We start from the raw sequence: 18,609 nt of genomic DNA on the forward strand, positions 1-18,609 counted from the left end.
CAGAGCAGTCAAAGCGGTCTCCTCGGATCGGGGCATGACGAACGGGCGCACCCGGGTGCGCGGCTCCGCGCGCAGCGGTGACGGGGGCGGTGCGTTCAGGTGGCTGGGGCGGACCGTTCGACGGCCGGCCGGCCGCGCGGGCTGCTCGGGCCGGGGCGGGCCGCTCGGGCCCGGGCGGGCGGAGGGCTCACGCACGCGGAACGGCGCGGGCGCGGCACGGCCGGGGGCCGTCGTGCCGTGGGCGGTCGACGCCTCGTCAGCAGGCGGCCGGGCGGCTGCGAATGGAGAGGGGCGCGCGGGTCCGCCGGACGGGCCCTGGGTGCCGCTACTGGCTGGCGCGGTTGCCGCAGTCGGGACCGCGCCAGCAGTCACCCCAGGACGTGTTGAGGACGCTGCCGACGCGGTGCGGCTGCGCGGGGTCGGGGTGCTGCTCCCGGACCTCCGAGGCGCGCGGCGCCGGCGCGGCGGTGGCGGCGGTGGCGGGGACCGCCAGGGCGGACAGGGCGATCAGGGTCGTGACGGCGCCGGCGGCGGTGCTCAGGAGACGGTTCAAAGCAGGATCCCTCAGATCAAAAGTCGTGGTGCGGGCGCGAACGGCGAGGCCGACGAAAAGACCGCGTTCGCTGCCGATGTCTGGATTGTTTCCCGTGCACGATCAACCGACCAGGCACGACGCCCGTCATTAAAGTGTCAGGGCACCAACAAGACAGGGGGAGGAAATGAGCGAAACAGACATGACGGACAATCATGGCGAGCTGCGCCGGGACGAGGGCGACCCCCTGCCCCCGCACACCGCCCTGGCGGACCTCGCCGCCGAGTTCGAGGCCCGCATCGCCGCCGAGACCGCCGCCCACCAGCAGCGCCTGGCCGCCCTGCACGAGGACATCCAGCGCGCCACCCTCCTCACCCGCCCCGCTGCGCCCGGCGGCGACGCGGACGCGGTGACCCTGCTGCCCGACAGCGCGGCCGTCCACGCGCTGCTGGAACAGGAGGCCGCCCGCTGCCGCCACGAGGTCATCGCCTGCCAGCCCGGCGACGTCTCCCGCAACCCCGCCAACCTCGAACCGGCGCTGGCCCGCGACCGCGCCCTGCTCGAACGCGGCATCAGGATGCGCACCCTCCAGCAGCACTCGGTCCGCTTCCACGGCCCCACCCAGGTCTACGTCGCCGCCGCCACCGCCCTCGGCGGCGAGTACCGGACCGCCCACGAACTCTTCGGCCGCCTCATCGTCTTCGACGACACCGTGGCCTTCCTGCCCACCGACACCACCACCTGGGGCGCCCTGGTCGTCCGGGAACCGCACCTCATCGCCTACCTGCGGGGCATCTTCGAACAGGCCTGGACGCACGCCAGCGTCTACGTCGACCCCACCGCGCTCGGCGCCGAAGCCCTCGGGCAGGCCGCCCGCGACATCGACGCCACCCTGCTGAGACTGCTCGCCGCCGGCCTCAAGGACGAGACGATCGCCCGCCGCCTGGGGATGTCCCTGCGTACCGTCCGTCGCCGGGTCGCCGACATCCTCGAACGCCTCGGCGCCGGGAGCCGCTTCCAGGCCGCCGTCATCGCCACCCGCACCGGGCTCCTCGATTCCCCGGAGGACGAGCTCCACCCCGCCTGACCCTCCGTCATGACCGTGACGGGGGAGCGGCGCCAACGACCTGTGTCCCCCCGCCGGGCCGGCGGGGGGACGGGGGGTGTGCCGTGCGGGTTACTTCGGGTCGCGGTTGAAGGTGGCGGTGGACCAGCGGTAGCCGAGGGCGGTGAGGGCCAGGCACCAGCCGACGGCGAGCCAGCCGTTGTGCCCGATGCCGGTACCGAGCAGCAGGCCGCGCAGCGTCTCGATCGCGGGGGTGAAGGGCTGGTACTCGGCGACCGGCTGGAACCAGCCGGGCATGGAGTGGACCGGGACGAACGCGCTCGACAGCAGCGGGAGCAGGATCATCGGCAGCGCGTTGTTGCTGGCCGCCTCGGCGTTCGGGCTGATCAGCCCCATCCCGACGGCGATCCAGGTGAACGCCAGGGCGAACAGGGCCAGCAGCCCGAACGCGGCCAGCCACTCCAGGGCCGTGGCGTGCACCGAGCGGAAGCCGATGGCCACTGCGACCGCGCCGACCAGGACCACGCTCGCGACCGACTGCAGCACACTGCCGGCGACGTGCCCGACGAGCACCGAGGGGCGGTGGATCGCCATGGTGCGGAAGCGGGCGATGATGCCCTCGGTCATGTCGTTGGAGACGGAGACCGCGGTGCCGACCACGGTGCTGCCGATGGTCATCAGCAGCAGGCCCGGCACGATGTACGCGATGTACGAGGAGCGGTCCGCCGGCCCGCCGCCCAGGCCCGCGCTCATGGTGTCGCCGAAGATGTAGACGAAGAGCAGCAGCAGCATGATCGGCGTGAGCAGCAGGTTCAGGGTGAGCGACGGGTAGCGCCGGGCGTGCAGGAGGTTGCGCCGCAGCATGGTGGACGAGTCGCGGACGGCGAGGGCGAGCTGGCTCATCGGGCGTTCTCCTCGGACTGGTGGGGGATGTCGGTGGTGCCGGTGAGGGCGAAGAACACGTCGTCGAGGTCGGGGGTGTGGACGGTCAGCTCGTCGGCCTCGACGGCGGCGCCGTCCAGCCGGTCGAGGACGGCGCGCAGGTGGCGCTGGCTGCCGTCGCCGGGGAGCTGCAGGGCCAGCGCCTCGTCGTCGCGGGTGGCGTCGGGCAGCGCGGCGGCGGCGGTGCGGTAGGCGGCCGGGTCGGTGAAGCGCAGGCGGACGTGCCCGCCCGGGATCAGCCGCTTGAGCTCGTCCGGGGTGCCTTCGGCGGCGATCCTGCCGTTGTGCAGGACGGCGACGCGGTCGGCGAGTTGGTCGGCCTCCTCCAGGTACTGGGTGGTGAGCAGGACGGTCGCACCGTCGGCGACGAGGCCGCGGATGATCTGCCACATGGTGTGGCGGGAGCGCGGGTCGAGGCCGGTGGTGGGCTCGTCGAGGAAGATGATCCGCGGGCTGCCGACCAGGGTCATGGCGATGTCCAGCCGGCGCTTCATGCCGCCGGAGTAGGTGGAGGCGGGCTTCTTCGCCGCGGCCGTCAGGTCGAACTGCTCCAGCAGGGCGGCGGCGACCCGGCGGCCCTCGCTGCGCGGGAGGTGGTGCAGGTCCGCCATCAGCAGCATGTTCTCCTCGCCGGTGATCAGGCCGTCGACGGCGGAGAACTGGCCGGTGACGCCGATCGCGGCGCGGACCGACTGCGGGTCGGCGGTGAGGTCGTGGCCCGCGACCCGGGCCTGCCCGCCGTCGGCGCCGATCAGGGTGGAGAGGATCTTGACGGCGGTGGTCTTGCCGGCGCCGTTCGGCCCGAGCAGGGCGAACACGGTCCCGGCCGGGATGGACAGGTCGACTCCGTCGAGCACGCTCTTGTCGCCGTAGGACTTGCGCAGACCGACCGCGGAGACGGCGGCGGGCGACTGCGGGTCGGCGCTCCTGCTGGACGTGGGCATGACAGAAGTGGGCATGTGCCTCTCCGATCGAGGGCTGAGGTGACAGGTGGGGCTACGGGTGGGGCGGGGGAGCGGGGCGGGGCGCGGGCGCGGGTGCGGCGGGCTGCGGGCGGGGCGGGGCGCCGGCGGGGCGGGGCTGCGGGTGGGGAGGGCTGTCGGTCAGGCCTTGGCGCGCAGGATGTCGATGTTGCCGTGCCGGGTGCGGGCGCGGACCTCGACGGTGTCCTCGGTGTCCTCGGGCGTCCCGGACGTGGTGAGCGAGTTCCGTACCTGGCCCGAACCCGAGTGCACCTCGAGCCAGGCGGCGGTGCCCGGCCGGATGCCGACCTCGATCGCGCCGTAGGAGGTCTCCAACTGGACGCTGCCGCGCGCCACTTCGCCGACCCGCAGGGTGCCGTGGGCGGTGGTGGCGGTGACCGAGTCGGCGGCGCGGGCGATGTCGATGTCGCCGTTGGCCCCGCTCACCCGGAGGGTGCCGGCCGCGGTGCCGACGGTCGTCGTGCCGTGCGAGTTCTTCAGGACGGCCGGGCCCTCGATGGCCCCGACGCGCAGGCTGCCGGAACTGGTGGTGATCTCGGCCGCGCCCTCGATCCGGTCCACGGTGATCGAACCGTGCGACGCGGTCAGCTTCAGCGGCCCGGTGGTGTCGAGGCGGACGTCGCCGGACGAGGTCTTCACCCGGACCTCGCCGAGCCGGCCCTCGCCGAACACGAGGGTCCAGGCGCCGGTCAGGTCGACCTGCGAGCCCGCGGGCAGCTCGACCGTGACGTCGACGGTGCCGGTGCGGCCGAGGCCGAGCAGGTACGGATTGGGCTTGGGCGTCCGGACGGTCAGGACACCGTTGGTGCAGACGGCCTCGGTCTGGTCGGCCGTCCGCACGTCCAGGTCCTTCTTCGGGTCGCGCGGCCGCACCTCGACGACGGTGTCGCGGCGGTCGCCGGCGGTGAACTGGATGGAGCCGGCCTCCACGTGCGCGGTGACCGAGATCGGTTCGGGGGTGTCGAAAGAAGGCATGGCTGTCCCGTCCTCATGGGTCTTGGTGACGTCCCCGCTGGTGGGACGTGGTGGGAGGTGAGATGAGGTGGTGCGGGTGCGGGTGTGGTGGTGTGGGCCGGGCGGGTGCGGGTCGGGCGGTGGGGCTAGCGCACCCAGCCCGTGATGCTCTGTCCGACGGTCCGGGTCTTCGCCGTCGCGGCCGGCTGCGGGCCGCCGTCGACCGCGGTCGACACGGCGCGCACCAGCCAGGCGTTGACCGACAGCCCCTCGCGGCCCGCCGCCTCCTCGGCGCGCGCCTTGAGGTGGGCCGGCAGGCGCAGGTTGACCCGTGCGGTGCCGCCCTCGTCGCCGTCGGCGGGCAGGGGCGCCCTGAGCGGCTCGGCGGACACGGGGCCGGCTTCCGTGGCGCCGCTGTAGGCGGGCGGCGGGGTCACCACGAAGTCGGGGTCGAGCCCCCGCAGCCGTACGTCGACCGAGCCGGGGGCGAGTTCGCGGGTGATCTCGTCCATCGCGGCGGAGAGCACGTTGAGCATGGTCAGACGGGTCGCCGACTCCAGCGGGGCGAGCAGCCGCTCGGCCAGGGCGCGGGCGTCGTCCCCGCCGGCTTCGGCGGCCACCGCGAGTTCGCGGCGGAGGGTGGCGACATACGGGCTGAGGTCCATGACGCCATCATGGCACCACATTGGCGCCATGCGCAAGCGTCATGGCGGCGCCGCTCGGGGTCGGATCGGTGGTAGCGGCTCTGACCTGCGGAGATGTGATGCGTGGGGCGGCGGGGCGGGTGGCGCCCGGGTGTGCCATGGGGTGAGGAGTGGCGCCAGATGGCGCCAAGTGATGCCAAGTGGTGCCAGGGGGAGCCAAATGGCGCCAGGTGGTGTCACCTGGCGCCATCCGATGCCGAATGCTGTCGCGCGGCTCCGCAGGGTCGGCGGCGGAGCGGTGCCGCCGTGGTCAGGCCCTGGCTGCGCGCCCCGGGCGGCCGGCCCGGTGCAGGGCGAACCGGACCGCCGGGAGCAGGAGCCAGCACAGCGAGGCCGAGTGGGTGACCAGTGCGAGCGGTACCGAGACCGAGAAGGTCACGGTGACGGCGGTGACCCAGGCCAGGGTGTCGGCGACGGCCGCGGGCGGGGTGTGCTCGCGCAGCAGGCCGGCGCGCCGGACCGAGGCGAAGGCCTGCCGGAGGAAGACGCCGGCCAGGGCCTGGCTGGCGGCGTAGACGGTGAACTGGACCTGGAACGCGTCGGCCTCGGCGGTCAGCAGCTTGGTGGCGAAGGGGGTGATGACGATCATGAGCAGCCAGGCCAGGTTCCACCGGATCGCGCCGCCGTCGACCCCCTTCGCGTAGCGGAACAGGCGCTGGTGGAACAGCCAGTGCATGGCGACGGCCGTGAAGCTGATCAGGAACGCCACGTACTCGGTCAGGTGCTCGCGCAGGAAGTCCAGCAGCCCGTCGTTGCCGTGGACGCCCCCGGTCGGGACCGGCAGCTCGAGCGCGAGCAGCGTGATGGCGATGGCGATCACGGCGTCGGAGAAGTAGATCAGGCGCTCCGGGCTGACGAGCTCGGTGGTGCCGGGCCCGTGCTGTCCCGTACCTGCGGGGGTGGCGGCTGTGTCGGCCATGGCGGGGTCTTCCTCCGGCTCTCGGTGTCGGTGGTGTCGGTGGTGTCGGCGGTGGCCGCGGTGGCCGCGGCCCGGTCGGTGCTTCCGGCGGCCGCCACAGTCAAAAGTTGGACGGTGAAAGAATGACCGGTCAAGAGAGTTCTGTCCAGTTCTGAACGGTCGGCCCCGGTAGAGTGCGAACCATGAGCCTGCGCCACGCGATCCTGGGCCTGCTGGCCGAGAACCCCAGCAGCGGATACGACCTCAACAAGCGCTTCGAGACGACGCTCGCCATGGTCTGGCCGGCGAAGCCGAGCCAGGTCTACGGGGAGCTCGGCAAGCTCAGCGAGGCCGGCCTGATCGAGGTCACCGGCGTCGGCGCGCGCAACCGCCGCGAGTACGGGATCACCGACACCGGGCGCGCCGAACTGCGGGAGTGGATGACCGGGCCGGGGGCGGAGAGCGCGTACCGCAGCGCCGCCCTGCTGCGGGTGTTCTTCCTGTGGTCGCTGCCGCGCGAGGAGGGCGCCGCCTACCTCAAGGAGTTCGCCCGCCGCAACCAGGAGCGCCACGCCTTCCTCGAGAGCCTCCGCGACGGCGCCGAGTGGCGCGGGGATCCGGCCCAGGTCTGCCAGTGGCTGGCGTTGGAGTTCGGGATCCGCGGCTCCAAGTCGGCCGAGGAGTGGGCGGACTGGGCGGCCGAACGCCTGACCGAGCACCTCTGAGCGCGGCCGGCTGCGCGGACCCCGACCGCTCCACCGACACCACCGACGGACCCCCGGCCGGCCGCACGGGTGTCACCTCCCGGGCCTTCCCACGGGACGCGCCGGACGTGCTCGACCGGCCGTCACCCGCCCCTGGCCGGTCGGCCCGGGTACGGCGGCTCAGCCGAAGTGGCGGACCGTTGCCGGGGAAGCCGGTTCGTACGGGCGCCAGCCGTCGGCCGCGGGCCGGCCGGTCGCGACGAAGCTGGCCACGGCGCGGGAGAAGGTGCGGCCGAGCGACCGGGCGGCAGGGGTGGGCCGACCGAGCATGGGACTGTCCGGGTAGGCCGCGAAGGTGTCGAAGAAGTACGGGAGTTCGGCGCAGTGCGTGGCACCGAGGCGGGCCGGATCGTCGGCCGGGGCGGCGTCGAACCGGTAGACGTACGCCGGGTTCCCGGCCGCGGCGTGGTGCCCGGCGATGGCGAAGGTGCCGTCGTGGAACAGGAGTTCGCCGCCGAGCTCGGTCAGGACCTCGCCCGGCGTCGCCGCGCCGAGCCGGGCGGCGGTGCGGTCGTACCGCTCGCCGCCGTCACCGGCCATCGCGGCGGCGATCGGACGGGCCCGGTCCGTGGTGGCGTCGCGCAGGCGCGGGTCGGACGCGAAGAACGCGGTCATCTCGTCGCGGGTGGTGCCGGTGAGCAGGTCCTTGCCGTCGAGCCGTCCCCCGGCCAGCGCCCGCTGCCAGGTCGCGGGGATCCCGGCGGCGCCGAGGACGGGGTACATCGGCGGGGCGACGTCGCCCGGGCGGGCGAGGTCCCGGGACAGCTGCCGGTAGGCGGTCAGGAGCCGGCCGGCGGGGACGGCGCGCAGCGCGGGCCGCGGGTCGCGCACGCCGTCCAGTCCGAGCAGGCCGAGGAAGCGCCGGGCGTGGTCGTGCGCGGTGTCCGGGTCCTGCGGGGCGAGCCCGAACGGGCCGCTCTGGGCGATGACCCGGCCGATCCACGCGCCGGTGACCGGGGACAGTGCGAGGTGGAGGGCGGAGAACGCGCCGGCGGACTGCCCGCCGACGGTGAGACTGCCGGGGTCGCCGCCGAAGGCGCCGATGTTGCGCCGCACCCAGGCCAGCACGGCGCCCTGGTCCTGCACACCGAGGTTCTCGCTGCCGAGGTCCGGAAGATGGAGGTAACCGAGCGGCCCGAGACGGTAGTTGGCGGTGACGACGACGATCCCGCCGGCGGCTGCCAGGTGCCGGCCGTCGTACCAGTCCCAGCCGCCCGAGCCGCTGGTGAAACCGCCGCCGTGGAACCAGACCAGGACCGGCAGGGCGCCCGGTCCGGTCCCGCCGGCCGGGAGGGCGGGGGTCCACACGTTGAGGGTGAGGCAGCCGTCCTCGTCCCAGTCGGGCGTGCGGCGGCCCATCACCGCCTCGAGCCGCGAGGGGTCCTGCGGGACGGACGGACCGGGCCGGTCCGCCTCCCGCACGCCCGGCCAGGCCGGGTGCGGCTCGGGCGGCGCGAAGCGCAACTCCCCCACGGGGGAGGCCGCGTAGGGGATGCCGCGGAACGCGGCGATCCCGTCCTCGACGGTGCCCCGGACACTGCCCGACTCGGGGTGTGCGACGGATCGTTCGATCAGGGTCATCGGTGTCACCTTCCTGGCCGCGGTGCTATGGTCCAGGTCTACCGTCGGAGGGCGGAAAGGTACGGGAAGCCGGCCGAGTCCAGGGATTGTGCGCCGCACGGCGTGGAATTCTGACGGATGTGGGACACCGACGACAGGAGCTGGACGGGACGGACCGGCGGATCGCGGCCGTGCTGATGGCGTCGCCGCGGGCGTCCTGGCGGACGGTCGCGCGCACCCTCGGGCTCTCGGAGCGCACGGTCGTACGGCGGGCGGCTCCGCTGCTGCACGACGGCACGCTGCGGCCCACGGCCGTCCGCAACCCGCTGCGCTTCCCTGGGCTGACCCCGGTGGCCCTGCGGATCCGGTGCCGGCCGAGCCGCATCACGGCGATCGCCGCGGCGCTGGCACGGCGGCCCGACAGCGTCTGGGTCGACATCCTGGGCGGCGGCGACGAGGTCAGCGCCGTGCTGTTCCTGGACGGGCCGCAGGCCAGGGCGGCGCTGCTGCTCCGGGACCTGCCCGCCACCACGGGCGTCCGGTCCTGGGACGCGTACGACCTGATGAGGGTGTTCCCGGCGGGCTTCGTGTGGAGCGCGGGCCTGCTGACCGCCGATCAGTTCGGGGCGCTGGCGCCCCTGAGCGGCGAACCCCGCCCGGCTCCGGACCCGCACCCGCTGGACGAGCCGCTGATCGAGCGGCTCACCGCCGACTCCCGCGCCACCCTCGACGACCTCGCGGCCGCGCTGGGCACCTCGGCGTCGACGGTGCGCCGGCGCCTGGACCTGATCGTCCCGGGCCAGGTGGTGCGGCTGGCCTGCGAGGTGGACCTGGGCCTGCTCGGCATCCACGCCGAGGCGCTGCTGTGGATCACCACCGGCCCGGGCAGCCTGGAGGAGGTGGGCGACGGGCTGAGCCGCCACCCGCAGGTGCGGTTCGCCGCCGCGACGACCGGCGCCGCCAACCTGCTGGTCGCCGTGGCCGCGGCCGACCTGCCCGGGCTCTACACCTTCCTGACCGGCACCGTCGGGCCGATCGGCGGCATCCACGGCGTGGAGGTCACCCGGATCCTCAGTTCGGTCAAACGCACCGGCCGGCTGCGGACGTCCGCGAGCTGACACCCGGGCGGCGCGGCCGGTCCCCGCTCCGGCCGGGCCGCGCTCACGTCTGCGCCGCGCTCACGTCTGCGCCGCGGTCACGTCTGCGCCGCGGTCAGGCCTGCGCCGCGGTCATGCGGCCGACGGCCCGGACCAGCTGCCGTCGGGAGGCCAGCCGGGCGAAGGACGCCATGACCCGGTTCAGCCGTCCGGCGATGACGCTGGGCGGCGGGTTCCTGCGGTCCAGGGCGGCCAGCGCGGTGCTCACGACGTCGGCGGGGGAGGCGAGCCGGGTGCCGCCGGCGGCCCGGTCGGTGCCGACGACCTCGAAGAACTCGGTCCGGGTCGCGCCGGGGGACAGGGCCAGGACCCGCAGTCCGGTGCCGCGCGACTCCTCCCACAGCGCCTCGGTGAGGCTCAGCACGAAGGCCTTGGTCGCCCCGTAGAGCGCCATCCTGGGGTTGGGCTGGTAGGCGGCCATGCTCGCGACGTTGACCAGTACCCCGCGCCCGGACGCCCGGAGCTGCCCGATGAAGGCGCGGCTGATGTCGGCCACCGCGGTCACGTCCACGGCGATCTCCTGGTGCAGGCGGTCCGGGTCCGCCTGGTGGAACGGGCCGAAGGAGCCGAACCCGGCGTTGTTGATGACGCTGGTGACGTGCAGGCCGAGCTGTTCCAGCTGGTCGGCCAGGGCCCGGCCGGGGCGGTCGGTGGCCAGGTCCATCGCGAGTACGTGCACCTCGACGTGGTGGCGCTCGCGCAGCTCGACGGCGAGCTCCTCCAGGCGATCCCGGCGGCGGGCGACCAGGACCAGGCCGGAGCCGCGGGCGGCGAGCCGGCGGGCGAACTCGGCGCCGAGGCCCGCGCTGGCGCCGGTGATCAGGGTGGTCTGTCCGTGGTAGTCGACGGCTGTCATGACGCTCTCCTGTTTTGCAGTCGCTGCAGTCGCTGTCTACCTGGCAGTTAATGCCAGGTAGGCGGTCGCTGTCCAGTGCGGGGTAGTCTTGTCGCCATGACGACCTTGTGGGACCGCTCGCGGCAGGCCGCCGTCCAGGAGATCCTCGACACCGCGCTCCGGCTCTTCGAGGAGCAGGGCTACGAGCGGACGACGATCGCGCAGATCGCGCGGGAGGCGGGGATCTCGCAGCGTTCGCTGTTCCGCTACTTCGGCACCAAGGAGGACCTGGTCTGCGGCGACCAGGAGGCGCTCGGCGAACTGCTGCGGCGCACGGTCGAACTGCAGCCCGCCGAGGTCTCGGTCTGGGACGCCCTGCGGGCCGGGTTCGAAACGATCCTCACCGCCGAGCACACCCCGCAGCGGGCCCTGGAGCTGTCCCGGCTGATCTTCGAGACCCCGTCCCTGCGCGCCCGCTACGTCGAGAAGCGGCTGCGCTGGCAGGCCGACCTCGTCCCCGTCGTCCAGGCCCGCCTCGGCCTCGACCCCGATGCCCGCGACCCGCGCGCGCGGGCGATCGTCGCGACGGTGTTCGCCTGCGTCGACACCGCCACCGAACTCTGGGCCGCCGGTGAGGGGCGGCTCGACCTGGCCGGACTCTACGACCAGTGCCTCGTCGCGGTCCGCGACGGCGGGCGCTGAGCCACCGGCCGCCGCACCGGACCGCTGCCGGACCGCCGCCCTGCGGGCGATCACAGGCCGGCCGAGGTCCCGACATCAGCTACGTCGGGGACGGCTTGATCGGCTCCATGATCGGCGCGCCGTCCGTGTCGGTCCCGGTCGGGGCCTGGTGGCAGCTGAGCACTCGCAGCCTTGAACTGAGCTGCCGGGGCTGGCGTTTCAGCGGCGGCGCACTAACATGAGCATTCCTCGTGTTCTTGCGTTCCCGTCGATCGCCACCGTGAGCTGGGAGTCCGACCATGCCGAACCGCCTCGACCTCCCGTCCGACTTCCGCTGGGGCGTGTCCACCGCCGCCTACCAGATCGAGGGGGCGGTGGACGAGGACGGCCGCGGCGCCTCCATCTGGGACACGTTCGCCGCCCGCCCCGGCACCGTCCGGGACGGCCACACCGGGGCGGTGGCCTGCGACCACTACCACCGGTATCCCGAGGACGTCGCGCTCATGCAGGGCCTCGGGCTGGACGGCTACCGCTTCTCGATCGCCTGGCCCCGCGTCCAGCCCACCGGCGCCGGCGAGGTCAACCCGGCCGGACTCGCCTTCTACGACCGCCTGGTGGACGCCCTGCTCGCCGCCGGCATCACCCCGCTGCCCACCCTCTTCCACTGGGACCTCCCGCAGGCCCTGGAGAACGGCGGCGGCTGGCTGAACCGCGACACCGCGTACCGCTTCGCCGAGTACGCCGCGATCGTCGCCGACCGGCTCGGCGACCGCGTCCCCGCCTGGATCACCCTCAACGAGCCCTTCGTGCACATGGTGTACGGCTACGCCCTCGGCATCCACGCCCCCGGGCGCGCCCTGATGCTCGACGCCCTGCCCGCCGCCCACCACCAGCTCCTCGGCCACGGACTGGCCGCCGCGGCGCTGCGCGAACGCGGCCTGGAGGTGATGATCGCCAACAACCTCACCCCGGTCCGAGCGGCCACCGACGACCCCGCCGACACCGCGGCCGCCACCGCCTACGACGCCCTCCACAACCGCCTGTTCACCGATCCGCTGCTGCTCGGGCGCTACCCCGACCTGTCGGCGTTCGGCGTCGGCGAGGACCTCGGCGGCAGCGTCCAGGACGGCGACCTCAAGCTCATCGCCGCCACCCCCCTCGACGGCCTCGGCGTCAACTACTACAACCCCACCCGCATCGCCGCCCCCACCGACCCCGGCCTCCCCTTCGCCGAAGCCCCGATCGAGGGCGTCCCCCGTACCGCCTTCGGCTGGCCCGTCGTCCCCGACGGCCTGCGGGAACTCCTGACCGGCCTCCGCGGCCGCTACGGCACTGCCCTCCCGCCGATCACCATCACCGAGAACGGCTGCTCCGTCGCCGACGAACTTGCCGCCGACAGCACAGTCCAGGACCAGCCGCGCATCGACTACCTGGCCGGCCACCTTGACGCCGTGGCCGCCGCCGTCGCCGAAGGCGTCGACGTCCGCGGCTACTACACCTGGTCGCTCCTCGACAACTACGAATGGGCGGAGGGGTTCCACCAGCGCTTCGGACTGGTCCACGTCGACTTCGGGACGCAGGTGCGCACGCCGAAGGCGTCGTACGCGTGGTACCGCGACCTGATCGGTGCCCAACGGGCGCGGCACGGTAGGTAGATCTGGCGACGGTCCCGGTCAGGCGATGCGGATCTGCATCGCCTGACCGAACAGTGGCACAGCCGGCGGAGATTCCGGCCGCACCAAACGACGACCAGGCAGGACCCGTACACCACCTCCCTGAACGCAACCACGCGCCGCCCCGGCCGGTTACGGTTCGGCGAGGTCGATCCGCTGCTGGTACATGCCGGGTCCGAGCTCGAGGAAGCGGCCACCTTCGCGTTCGGCGAGGCGGGCTCGGTAGAGATCGTCCCGGCCGGCCCGGACACCAGGGGCGAGATCCACGTAGCGGCGGATCAGGTCCATCTCCTGCTCGGCCAGCTCGTCGTCGGCCACGTGCCCTCCTGGCTGTTCGCCTGCGTCCACTGTGTCCCGGACCGGGCGACGCCGCCAGAGCTCGGCTACGCCCGACGGCCCCCGCTGCCGGGCGATGTCCGGCTCACCCAGGGCCCGGCTCAGGGCACCGTCCACGTTGGCCGCGAGCAGTCGGCCCGCCAGCGCGTCCATCTGCCCGGCCAGCCGACCAAGGCGGTGGCCGGGGCTGCCGGCGAGGCGATTGGCGGGCCCGAGAGCCGTCGGGCCGGGGAGGAGCCGGGCGCCGAACACGGTTGGAGGTGGGATCGCCATACCGGATGACCGCCGTTCGGGCCGTCCGGATCACGCACCCCGCAGCATGGCCCACCCGAGCGCACCTGACCCGGCTGCGCCGGTGCCCGCCGGACCCGAGACGCACAATCCGGGCCGGCACCGGCACGCACCGTGCCACCTCGAAGCACCATGGACAGTGGGGGTGGGCGGGCCGTGTAGGCGTCGCGGGCCACCCATCGGCGCCCCCGCCGCGCGAGCGCCGCGTGCACCAGGTCCACGACGAGTGTCCTGCCGCTGCCGGCCTGCCCGGCCACGACTACCACCACCCGGCCGGTCCTGCGCCACGGCCCGTGAAGCACGGCGGGCGGGACCTCCTCGGCGAGGACCTGTGCTCTGCCGCCCGGGTCGAGCCCGTCCCGGGACACCTCCCGCCGGCGGCAGCTACGGCTCGAGGCGGGGATCGTCGATGTCGACGGTGACGATCCCGGGCGGGTAGAGCTCCGGGCGGGCGGTCAGGATCAGGTGGTGCTGCGGGCGCACCGGGGTGGGCAGGCTCGTGGCGATGGCGTGGGCCAGGTCCTGGCCGCCGTACCCGTCGCGGACCATGGCCGCCACCACCGCGGCCGTGCCCGCGTCCAGGGGCTCGAACTCGAGCGAGGGCAGCGCCGGGACCGCATCCGCGGCGCCCTCGTCCTTGATCTGGGCCTCGACCAGGCACAGCACCGGAACCAGCAGGTGCTGGAACGGGCTGTGCAGGGCGGAGTCGATGATCCGGTGCAGGCGAGCGTGGCCGGCGGCCAGCGCGGACAGGGCGCTGGAATCCAGAATGATCACGCGCTGCGCCTGGGGGCGACCTTGGCGCGCGCATCCGCCGCGGCGATGTCGTAGACCCGCTGCAGCAGGTCCGGGCCCTCGTTCAGCTCGGTGTCGGTGAGGGTCAGTCCGAAGTGCTCCCGAAGCAGGCGGCGGCCTTCGGCAACCCGCTCCGCGATCTGCTCCGCGGTGGGCTGCTGCTCCACCAGCAGGGCCACCTGGGCGCCGATCGTGGTGCCGCGGGCCGCCGCGAGAGCGGCCAGCCGGTCACGCGTATCAGGGGAAACCTTGATCGTCGCATCAGCCATACCACGATCGTACACCGCTGGTACACCACCGGTGTACCGATCTGCCCCTCCTGGAATGCCGCCGCCCGGCCCAGGGGCGGCTGCGCCCAGGCGGCCGTCGCCGTGGTTGAGCTGCTCCCCGCCGTCCTGTCCTCGCGGCCTGTGCCGGTTGACGGCCTTGTCGGCCCCTGGCCTGATGAGAGCCGCGATGGTCGACATGCTGAACGGCACGGCGTCGAAGGGGACCGGCCGCCGGTCGAACTGCGTGCTGCCGACGTGACCTGTGTCGATGAGGGCGGTCAGCAGGTGCTTGCCCACCCGGGTGGTGCTCCCGGAAGGCATGGGTGCGGCCGGGACCGTGCAGGACGACCCGGTGCCCGCGGGACAGCGTGAGCACCGGGTCGTTCGTCGCGTCCGCCGGAGGTGTGGAGAAGTCGAGTTCGCCGCCGATGGGCAGAGCCTGGCCCGCGCCGGGGCGGACGGTTCGGCATCCGGCACTGTCGGGTGTACTGCTGCGGCGGAATGCTACTGACCGGAGGCCTCCGCAGTGGTGAACAGGTTCTGCAGGGTCCGGGTCGCCAGGTCGAGCAGCCAGGCGTGGGCGGGGTCGTCGTCGTAGCGCTTGTGCCAGAGCAGATAGAGGGGTACGGGCGGCAGGTCGAACGGCAGTGGCAGGGTGGTCAGGCCCAGTTGGTCGCGGGCGGAGCGGGTGACCGCGTCGGGGAGGGTGACCACGACGTCGGCGTCACGGGCGAGCTGCAGGGCGGTGTCCGTCGCGGGGGCGGAGACGGTGACGCGGCGCTCGTGGCCGAGGGCGGCGACGACGTCGTCGACCCGGTCGCGCAGGCTCCCACGCCGGGAGACGGTCACGTGGTCGGCCGCCGCGTACCGCTCGACGGTCACCGGTCCTTCGGTGAGCGGATGGCCCGCCCGGACGGCGAGGATGATCCTGTCCTGGCCGATGAGGCGGTGATGGATGTCGGGCTGGGGCGACGGTCCGGCGCTGGAGGCCACATCGACCTCACCGCGACGCAGCTCGGGGGTGTCGTGGCCGGGCTCGACCGTCAGGCGTATCTTCACCCCTGGGGCCTGGCGGTGCATCGCAGCGACGAGGGCGGTCCCGCAGGCGGTGGTGAGGGCGTCGTGCAGGCGGACGGTGAACACCCGCTCCAGGCCCGCCAGGTCGAGGTCCGTACGGGCGGACAGCAACTGGTGGGCCTGCTGCACCAGGGCGTGGACCTCGGTGCGCATGGTCAGCGCGCGGGGCGTGGGCGTCATGTGGCGTCCGGTGCGGACCAGGATCTGGTCGCCGGTGGCTTTGCGGATACGGCCCAGCGAGCGGCTCATCGCCGGCGCGGTGACGTGAAGCCGGTCCGCGGCTCCGGCCACGCTGCCCTCTTCCAACAGCGCGTCCAGGGCGGTGAGCAGATTCAGATCCAATTGCATGACAGTAACTATAGGAGTGGAAATCATGCACTGTTGTTAACAGTTGGGGGTTCCGGCTTGGCGATGCGAGGCCGAGAGCGCCATCGCGTCGCCGCCGCTGGAGCGGCCGTCGCCAGACCGGAGGAGCCGCGCCGCCGACGTGTGGTGAGCACAGGAGGGCGAGCTCACGGGCGGTCCCGCCTGGGGCGGGCAGCGGCACCAGGGCGAAGCACCACCGTCGTCTCCGCGATGCCGGCCCGGATGAATGCGGCGCAGGTGGGGTTGTGTGTGGGGGGCTGTGCTCCACCGGGCCGTCGCCTGCCGCCGGGCGGCCCGCAGCTCTGCGGTGGGTAGGGCTGTGGGTGCTGCTCGGACAGCCCGGCGAACACGTGGGCGCCGTTCGCCGAGCTCGGCCCACCGCGAAGGAGCCCCCGCACCCGTCGTTGCTCGGGCCCTCGGCTATCACGACAAGACCACGGCGAAGTTATCGGCAGAATGTGCCCGTCCGGGCGGGGCCATCGGCAGCTGGTCATCACTCATCGTGGTCACAGTGTCGACCGTGCGGACCGATTCGTGACTCCTCAACATGCGAGCTCGCCAGTCTCACACCCGGATCAGCGGGGCAGGATGCGCAGTACCGCCTCGCGTTCGCCGCTGAGCTGCAGGCCTTGCTGTACCGCGGCGTTCAGGTCGAGGTCGCCGAGCAGGGTCGCGGCCAGCAGGTGCGGCGGTCCGGTCAGGGACGCGGTGGGGTGGTCGACCCGGCCGGCGTGGGTGTGCACGGAGCCGTCCTTGACTTCGATGACCAGGTCCTCGTTGCCGTCGGCGTGCAGTTGCAGGGCGATTGCCGGCTGGTCGGGGCGGTGGTCGGTCAGTGCCCGGGCGGGCACGTCCAGCCAGTGGGTGCGGAAGGTGTCGTTGCCGCCCGGCTCGCGCAACAGTGGAATTCCCCAGCGGCTCAGTTCCTGCAGCACCGGCTCCAGCGTGCGGCCGCGCTCGGTGAGGGAGAACAGGGTGGTGGCCACCGGCGGCGGGGCGGCCTCGCGGCGGATCAGGCCGGCTTCCTCGAGTTCGCGGAGCCGGTCGACCAGCAGGTTGCTGGCGATCCCGGGCAGCCCGTTGCGCAGGTCGGTGTGCCGGCACGGACCCAGGGCTAGCAGTTCACGGACGATCAGCAGGGTCCACCGGTCGCCGATGGTGTCCAGTGCTTTCGCGATGCCGCAGTACTGCCCGTAGGTCCGCATGCCACCATCCTACCTTGCGGCGTTGAGATTCAAAACTCCCTTGTTGACTTTCTCAACAACGTCGGTCTAGCGTCGCTGCCATGACCACCACCCTTTCCGTTCGTCGGCTGTCCTGGGCCGGCGTCGAGATCCGTCTCGGCGACACCCGCCTGCTGATCGACCCGCTCGAGAACGTTGCTCCACTGGCGCCGGTGATGGGGCCGCCGCACCGGCCGGTCGACCCGGTCGACACCCCGCCCGGCACCCACGCCCTCATCACCCACCTGCACCCCGACCACTACGACCACGACCTGATCGCCCGGATCGCGGCCACCGGCACGATCGGCTGCCACACCCCGAGCGCGGCGGCGCTGCAGGAGGCGGGCATCACCCCCGTCGCCCAGCACCTGGGCCGCTCACGCCGCATCGGAGAACTGACCGTCACCCCGGTGACCTCGCTGGACTGGCGCGGCAACGACTGCGACCAGGTCGCCTGGGTCGTCGAAGGCGCCGGCCGGCGGATCATCCACTGCGGCGACACCCAGTGGCACGGCAGCTGGTGGCAGATCGCCCGCGACCACGGCCCGTTCGACGTCGCGTTCGTCCCGGTCAACGGCGTCATCGCCCACTTCGAGGGCTACGCGTCCAACGTCCCGGCGACCATGACCCCCGAGCAGGGTGTCGAGGCCGCCGTCGCACTCGGCGCCGGCACCGTCTGCGCCATGCACTACGGCCTGTTCCACAACCCGCCGTTCTACACCGAACAACCCGACATCGAGCGGCGCTTCCAGCAGGCCGCCGACGAGCGCGGCATCACCGCGGCGATCATCGCCGACGGCCAGCCCGTCCTCTGACCATCAGAAAACCTCAGAAACCATTGGAAACAAGGAGCAACACATGAAGATCGTCCTATTCGGTGCCGGCGGCAACATCGGCCGGCCCGCCACCGAGGAACTACTGCGGCGCGGCCACACCGTCACCGCGGTCACCCGGGCCGGCCACGTCGACGGACTCGAGCACAAGGCCCTGACCGTGACCACCGGTGACGTCACGGACGCCGCCGCGGTCGCCGGCCTCGCCGCCTCCCACGACGCCGTGCTGTCGGCCGTCGGCCCCCGGATCGGCCAGGAGGACGACCGCGCCACGATCGTCGGTGCCGCCCGTGCGCTGATCGACGGACTCCGCCGAGCCGGCGTCACCCGCCTGGTCACCATCGGCGGTGCCGGCAGCCTGCGCACGCCGGCCGGCACCCGGGTCATGGACGACCCGGCCTTCCCCGCGCTGTGGAAGGCCAACGCCGAGGCCCAGTCCGAAGCGCTCGACCTCTACCGCGGCGTGCACGACCTCGACTGGACGTACGTGTCGCCCGCCGCGGTCATCGCAGCGGGCGAGCGAACCGGCGCCTACCGCAGCGCCGGGGACACCCTGCTCACCGACGACGACGGCAACAGCCGCATCTCCTACGCCGACTACGCGATCGCCCTGGCCGACACGATCGAGAACGGCACCGCGATCCGCCGCCGCATCACCGTGGCGTACTGA

At 73.2% G+C, this 18,609-nt stretch carries 20 protein-coding genes; 7 read left to right on the top strand and 13 right to left on the bottom strand.

What is annotated here, in order from left to right; all coding sequences use genetic code 11:
* Positions 1–325 precede the first annotated feature (325 nt).
* Complete coding sequence (locus AC2TEW_RS05065) at positions 326–553, bottom strand: hypothetical protein (protein WP_484622083.1); 228 nt, start codon at positions 551–553, stop codon at positions 326–328.
* 181 nt (positions 554–734) lie between these two features.
* Between AC2TEW_RS05065 and AC2TEW_RS05070 the strand changes: the two genes are divergently transcribed.
* Positions 735–1,619 carry a helix-turn-helix transcriptional regulator gene (locus AC2TEW_RS05070; RefSeq protein ID WP_484622084.1) on the top strand — a complete coding sequence of 295 codons (885 nt, stop codon included), beginning with the start codon at positions 735–737 and terminating at the stop codon, positions 1,617–1,619.
* Positions 1,620–1,709: 90 nt separating this feature from the next.
* Here the strand turns inward: AC2TEW_RS05070 and AC2TEW_RS05075 are convergent, their stop codons facing one another.
* The 5 genes from AC2TEW_RS05075 to AC2TEW_RS05095 all read right to left on the bottom strand — a co-directional run bounded on the left by AC2TEW_RS05075 (position 1,710) and on the right by AC2TEW_RS05095 (position 6,100).
* Positions 1,710–2,501, bottom strand: coding sequence for an ABC transporter permease (locus AC2TEW_RS05075; RefSeq protein ID WP_484622085.1), 792 nt, complete (start codon positions 2,499–2,501; stop codon positions 1,710–1,712).
* The gene (locus tag AC2TEW_RS05080; RefSeq protein WP_484622086.1) at positions 2,498–3,484 is read right to left on the bottom strand and encodes an ATP-binding cassette domain-containing protein; all 987 of its coding nucleotides are present in this window, start codon (positions 3,482–3,484) and stop codon (positions 2,498–2,500) included. The genes AC2TEW_RS05075 and AC2TEW_RS05080 overlap by 4 nt, the downstream gene beginning before the upstream one ends.
* A gap of 159 nt (positions 3,485–3,643) precedes the next feature.
* Positions 3,644–4,498: a DUF4097 family beta strand repeat-containing protein gene (locus AC2TEW_RS05085; protein WP_484622088.1), complete on the bottom strand. Its 855-nt coding sequence runs from the start codon at positions 4,496–4,498 to the stop codon at positions 3,644–3,646.
* A gap of 125 nt (positions 4,499–4,623) precedes the next feature.
* Entirely contained in the window at positions 4,624–5,142 is a 519-nt protein-coding gene (locus AC2TEW_RS05090; protein WP_484622089.1) for a hypothetical protein, read from the bottom strand.
* A gap of 289 nt (positions 5,143–5,431) precedes the next feature.
* A complete protein-coding gene (locus AC2TEW_RS05095) occupies positions 5,432–6,100 on the bottom strand; it encodes a TMEM175 family protein (protein ID WP_484622090.1) in 669 nt (222 codons plus the stop codon).
* 182 nt (positions 6,101–6,282) lie between these two features.
* Between AC2TEW_RS05095 and AC2TEW_RS05100 the strand changes: the two genes are divergently transcribed.
* Entirely contained in the window at positions 6,283–6,804 is a 522-nt protein-coding gene (locus tag AC2TEW_RS05100) for a PadR family transcriptional regulator (protein WP_484622091.1), read from the top strand.
* Positions 6,805–6,963: 159 nt separating this feature from the next.
* Here the strand turns inward: AC2TEW_RS05100 and AC2TEW_RS05105 are convergent, their stop codons facing one another.
* On the bottom strand, positions 6,964–8,424 hold the full coding sequence (locus AC2TEW_RS05105) for a carboxylesterase/lipase family protein (protein WP_484622092.1): 1,461 nt from the start codon (positions 8,422–8,424) through the stop codon (positions 6,964–6,966).
* A gap of 119 nt (positions 8,425–8,543) precedes the next feature.
* Between AC2TEW_RS05105 and AC2TEW_RS05110 the strand changes: the two genes are divergently transcribed.
* A complete protein-coding gene (locus tag AC2TEW_RS05110) occupies positions 8,544–9,521 on the top strand; it encodes an Lrp/AsnC family transcriptional regulator (RefSeq protein ID WP_484622093.1) in 978 nt (325 codons plus the stop codon).
* Positions 9,522–9,615: 94 nt separating this feature from the next.
* Here the strand turns inward: AC2TEW_RS05110 and AC2TEW_RS05115 are convergent, their stop codons facing one another.
* A complete protein-coding gene (locus AC2TEW_RS05115; RefSeq protein ID WP_484622094.1) occupies positions 9,616–10,416 on the bottom strand; it encodes an SDR family NAD(P)-dependent oxidoreductase in 801 nt (266 codons plus the stop codon).
* Positions 10,417–10,512: 96 nt separating this feature from the next.
* On the opposite strand from AC2TEW_RS05115, the gene AC2TEW_RS05120 reads away from it, so the two are divergent.
* Positions 10,513–11,097 carry a TetR/AcrR family transcriptional regulator gene (locus AC2TEW_RS05120; protein ID WP_484622095.1) on the top strand — a complete coding sequence of 195 codons (585 nt, stop codon included), beginning with the start codon at positions 10,513–10,515 and terminating at the stop codon, positions 11,095–11,097.
* A 278-nt stretch (positions 11,098–11,375) separates the two neighbouring features.
* Positions 11,376–12,731: a GH1 family beta-glucosidase gene (locus AC2TEW_RS05125; protein WP_484622096.1), complete on the top strand. Its 1,356-nt coding sequence runs from the start codon at positions 11,376–11,378 to the stop codon at positions 12,729–12,731.
* A 150-nt stretch (positions 12,732–12,881) separates the two neighbouring features.
* Here the strand turns inward: AC2TEW_RS05125 and AC2TEW_RS05130 are convergent, their stop codons facing one another.
* The 5 genes from AC2TEW_RS05130 to AC2TEW_RS05150 all read right to left on the bottom strand — a co-directional run bounded on the left by AC2TEW_RS05130 (position 12,882) and on the right by AC2TEW_RS05150 (position 17,088).
* Positions 12,882–13,067: a hypothetical protein gene (locus AC2TEW_RS05130; protein WP_484622097.1), complete on the bottom strand. Its 186-nt coding sequence runs from the start codon at positions 13,065–13,067 to the stop codon at positions 12,882–12,884.
* A gap of 693 nt (positions 13,068–13,760) precedes the next feature.
* Complete coding sequence (locus AC2TEW_RS05135; protein WP_484622098.1) at positions 13,761–14,153, bottom strand: PIN domain-containing protein; 393 nt, start codon at positions 14,151–14,153, stop codon at positions 13,761–13,763.
* The gene (locus AC2TEW_RS05140; protein ID WP_484622099.1) at positions 14,150–14,737 is read right to left on the bottom strand and encodes a hypothetical protein; all 588 of its coding nucleotides are present in this window, start codon (positions 14,735–14,737) and stop codon (positions 14,150–14,152) included. Before AC2TEW_RS05140 ends, AC2TEW_RS05135 begins: the two co-directional genes overlap by 4 nt.
* Positions 14,738–14,944: 207 nt before the next feature.
* Complete coding sequence (locus AC2TEW_RS05145; protein ID WP_484622100.1) at positions 14,945–15,865, bottom strand: LysR family transcriptional regulator; 921 nt, start codon at positions 15,863–15,865, stop codon at positions 14,945–14,947.
* 593 nt (positions 15,866–16,458) lie between these two features.
* Positions 16,459–17,088, bottom strand: coding sequence for a winged helix-turn-helix transcriptional regulator (locus AC2TEW_RS05150; protein WP_484622101.1), 630 nt, complete (start codon positions 17,086–17,088; stop codon positions 16,459–16,461).
* An 80-nt stretch (positions 17,089–17,168) separates the two neighbouring features.
* On the opposite strand from AC2TEW_RS05150, the gene AC2TEW_RS05155 reads away from it, so the two are divergent.
* Together AC2TEW_RS05155 and AC2TEW_RS05160 are read left to right on the top strand one after the other, a co-directional pair.
* Entirely contained in the window at positions 17,169–17,921 is a 753-nt protein-coding gene (locus AC2TEW_RS05155; protein ID WP_484622102.1) for an MBL fold metallo-hydrolase, read from the top strand.
* A gap of 43 nt (positions 17,922–17,964) precedes the next feature.
* On the top strand, positions 17,965–18,609 hold the full coding sequence (locus AC2TEW_RS05160; RefSeq protein ID WP_484622103.1) for an NAD(P)-dependent oxidoreductase: 645 nt from the start codon (positions 17,965–17,967) through the stop codon (positions 18,607–18,609).

The sequence above is a fragment of the Kitasatospora sp. NEAU-CNBT7 genome, assembly GCF_057220535.1.